3 protein-coding genes are annotated in these 4,118 nt (G+C 64.4%); 2 read left to right on the top strand and 1 reads right to left on the bottom strand.

Annotated features, from left to right (window positions below):
- The coding region (locus ACFWPJ_RS26425) for a hypothetical protein (RefSeq protein ID WP_378855222.1) at positions 1-1,392 on the bottom strand (1,392 nt) is incomplete at its 3' end.
- A gap of 493 nt (positions 1,393-1,885) precedes the next feature.
- Here ACFWPJ_RS26425 and ACFWPJ_RS26420 point away from each other — a divergent pair.
- Both ACFWPJ_RS26420 and ACFWPJ_RS26415 read left to right on the top strand, forming a co-directional pair.
- Positions 1,886-2,824, top strand: a complete 939-nt coding sequence (locus ACFWPJ_RS26420; protein ID WP_378855220.1) for an esterase/lipase family protein — start codon at positions 1,886-1,888, stop codon at positions 2,822-2,824.
- A gap of 150 nt (positions 2,825-2,974) precedes the next feature.
- Entirely contained in the window at positions 2,975-3,982 is a 1,008-nt protein-coding gene (locus ACFWPJ_RS26415; RefSeq protein WP_378855218.1) for an alpha/beta hydrolase, read from the top strand.
- Positions 3,983-4,118 lie beyond the last annotated feature (136 nt).

Raw genomic sequence — 4,118 nt, 5'->3', positions numbered from 1 at the left:
CTTGTACGGTTCGTAGCAGTCCTCCGACAGCGGGTAACCACTCAGATACACCATGCCGGTCTTCTCGAACTGGGAGACATCGATGTTGTCGGCCTCGGTACCCGACACCGACGGCGGGACATCGAGATGGCCGACCTCGCGCAGGTTCGTCGGATCGGAGATGTCGATGATCGACATGCCGAATCCGCCCATCGCCGCGAATCCGTACTTGCCGCCCTCCTCGATCGGCGTGGGAATGTAGAGCGGGTTGCGCGAACCCATCCATGATGTCCGGTTGCCGCAGCGCGGATTGGATCGGTAGGCATCCTCCTCACCGCGGACCATGCCCTCGCGATGCCAGGTGTCGAGCAGCACGGGTGCGGCCGGATCGGCCATGTCCCACACCTGGAATCCGTTGGCGTAGAGGTAGGTCGGATACTCCTGCATCGACCAGTCGTCGTTGGGCGCGGTGGAGACGAACATGTAGCGACCGCCGTCCCAGTGCGGGACGTCGAGAGATCCCGACCCCTGCTGCGGCTTGCTGAAATCCGGGTCGAGCGGATTCTGCTGAGTGTCGTCGGTGCTGACCTTCGCCAGCAACTCCCAGTCCTTCTTCCGGGGGCCGTTCAGCTTGTAGACCTTGAAGCCTTTGAGCTGGGTGTCCGCGCGAGCAGCGGCCACACCTTCCGGCGCGGCGTACTTGCTCTCCTGCGGCGCGTCGCCCATCCAGAACGGAACCTGACGCCGCATCTCGAAGCTCTGGACCATGATGTAGCCGTCATACTTCTCGCTCCACTGGATGGTGGAGGCTCCCCAGAAGTCATGGGCGGCCCAATCATTGCCGGCGACGGCCTCGTTGTTCCCCTCTGCCGTTGCCACGTCGTCGCGGGTCAGCGACTCGACGACCCGCACGTTCCCGACATCGGTGATGTCGTAGACGCGGGCTTCGCTGCGGTCGTACTGGAACATGTAGCGCCGGCCGTCGAAGTCCACGATGTTCTGCCACGAATGGAACGGATCCGGGGTGAACTGTTTGCCGGGATAGTGCGCCTCGATGGTCACGTTGTCACTCTTGTACGAGTTCGGGTCATACCCGCCGGTCGCGGGGAACAGGTCTTCGCCACCGCCGGGGAACGGGTGCTGCTCCGATTCGTTCACATAGGTGAGCGATGGGTGCAGGAAGGACCCGTCGTTCTGCATCCCGTAGCTGCCCGGGTCGACCTTCGACGGCCGCCGGTCTTCGCACGCGATCGCCACGTTGGGGTCCGCGGGCGCAGGGTCGGATCGGCTCCGCGCCGCGCGATCGTCCACAACCCGCGTTACCACTGCCCCGCCGGTGCCCGCCCCGACGGCGACACCGACGACAACGAGTCCGGCAAGCCATTTCCCCTGGCGCCGCGACAGATTCACCATTGTCCGATCCTGTCGATCCGGCCACATACCTGGGCCGATGGGAAGGCCGCTGCTGCGGCGGGCACACGATTCGATGTCACGGATACTCCTTTGCTCAGTACTGCGACCGAGTCTCGTCCGCGGTGACGCGCTGCAACTCCTCCGAGAAGCCGACCCTGTACACCCGAAACCGGCCGCCGAAGCGTTGCGGAACAGCCGTTGATGCGCTATAGGTCCGGAGGCCCGACCGCTCGCCGGAACGTCGATGACACGATCCGCCAACGCCCCTTCGGCCCCATGGCTGGAATGTGTTCACTCCTATTCGACGGCCTTCATTTCGGCGTTCTCGGCCCGTAAGGACTGGTCAAGTTGACAGGGTGGCCGTTGTGAGAAATCACAATGGTCGCTGATCTGAAACTCGTGTTACCTGGATAACATTCACTATGTTGAAGGTTTGAAAGGTTCGAAAAGCATGGGGGGAAGCGTGCCCAATCGGTTCAGATTCGCTGCCGCAATGGCCGGGGCGGTGATCGCACTGACCGTGACCGCGGGATCAGGATCGGCGCAGCCACCCGAACCGGCGACCGGCCCATTGCCGGTACCCTTCGACCTGGGTGCGGGCATCCTCCCCGCCGGCCTGTTTCCCGCGCAGGCGCCGCCCGGCGCCAACGACTGGAACTGCAAACCCAGTGCCGAGCACCCGAATCCGGTGGTGCTGTCGAACTCCACTTCGACCACGCAGGCGATCGCCTGGCAGGCCGGTGCGCCGTATCTGAAGAACAATGGCTACTGCGTGTTCACGTTCAACTACGGCAACATGGCGTGGCTGCCCGGGCAGATCCCGTTGCAGGCCCTCGGTGACATCCGCGCGTCCGGGCGCGAGCTGGCCGCCATGGTCGACCGTGTGCTCGCCGCAACGGGTGCCGAGAAGGTGGATATCGTCGGCCACTCCCAGGGCGGCGGCATCATGGCGCTGTACTACCTCAATGTGCTCGGCGGTGCGGCCAAGGTGGACAAGATGGTCGGCATCTCACCCAGCAATCACGGCACCACGCTGAGCACCATCGCGTACCTGCGCAGCTTCATCCCGCCGGTGGGGTGGTGGATCTACGACGGTCTCGGCGACATCGCACCGGCATTGACCCAGCAGGCGATCGGCGACGACCTTTCGCGCGAGGTCTACGGCAACGGCGACACGCGACCGGGGGTCACCTACACCACCCTGGTCACCAAGTACGACCAGATCGTCACCCCTTACGAGCAGCAGTACCTTTCCGGTGAGAACGTCACCAATATCACCCTCCAGGACGGCTGCCCGGTCGACCAGTCCGAGCATCTGGCCACCATGTACAGCGAACGAGTGTGGCTGTTCGTTCTCAACGCACTCTCACCCGACACGGCGACCCCGGTTCCGTGCTTCCCGGTGAGTCCGTACTTCCCCGGCGTTCGCTGAGGCGCTGGTCGGCCGATCGGGTGCGCGCCGTGACCGGCGCCACCTGCGGCTGATCGCCTGCAGGTCGTTCTGTGCAATAATCAGGAACCCGCTATCTGACATCTCAACATGTCAAATCGAGAGCGACTGTCGAACACAAGGGGACCTACAGTGGGCACAGATACCGCCGCATCGGCGCCGCGGACAACAGTGGCGAGTACCGCGCTGATCTCGCATCCTGAGGCCAGCGTGCGTTCGCGCGTCAACTACGTGCTGGCGCGCCTGATCGCCAAGCCCATCTACCGGGTGTGGCCGCTGAGCGACACCGGGATCCGCGCGCTGACCCTGCTCGACGGCGCCTTCGGACTGGTGCCCGCACCGGCTACGGTCGTGCAATCGGTCACCGAGCTTGGTTCCGTACCCATCGAACGGTACGTGCCGCAGCGGGACGCTGACGACGCGTTGGCCGGGGCCACCGTGCTCTATCTGCACGGCGGCGGATTCACGTTCTGTGGGGCGGGAACCCACCGCAGGGTCACTAGCAGGCTGGCACAGCTCCTGGCGGTACCCGTGTACTCGGTGATCTACCGGCAACTGCCGTTCGCGGGGGTCGGCACCGCGGTGCACGACGCCTACGCGGCGTATCGCCGATTACTGGAGATCTGCCCGGACCCGGGCAGGGTGATCGTCGCCGGAGACTCGTCGGGGGCCTTCCTCGCCGCCAAGATCTGCGAGCTCGCCGCGACCGACGGCATCGCCATGCCCGCGGCCTACATCGGCTACTCGGCGCATGTGAACCTCGACGTCGATCTGCGGGACCACGCTGTCATCGGCCGTGACGCCCTGATGCCGGTTTCCGCGTATACGCGGGCCAAGCAGAAATGGACGCGCGGTCCTGTGGACCTTCGCGGCGCGCGGTCGCTGCTGCAGATCGACCCCGCGGTATTCCCGCCGACGTTCCTGACCGTCGCGGCCAAGGAGATGTTCGAGGCCGACATCCTGGAATTCGCCCAGGTCCTCGGCGACGGCGGACGCGATGTCGAGGCCCATGTGTGGCAGCAACAGGTCCACGCGTTCCCGGTACTGGACGGTTTGCTCCCCGAGAGCCTCCAGGCGGTGGGGTTGACCGCCGAGTTCCTGCGCAGGGTAATAGGCGCGCGAAGCAGTACCGCAGCGTAGTAAAACGTCCGGGGGCCCCCAAACAGGGGGTGTTTGGGGGGGGGGAATATAAAAAACCCCCCCGGGGGTGGGGAGAAAACCCAAGGGGATAATAAAAAAAAAAACACACACAAACACCAAAAAAAGAGTGTGTGGG

It is taken from the genome of Nocardia sp. NPDC058497, from assembly GCF_042720195.1.
GTDB lineage: Bacteria > Actinomycetota > Actinomycetes > Mycobacteriales > Mycobacteriaceae > Nocardia.
The sequence above is the reverse complement of the archived record's forward strand: the minus strand, read 5'-3'. Positions and strand labels throughout refer to the sequence as shown.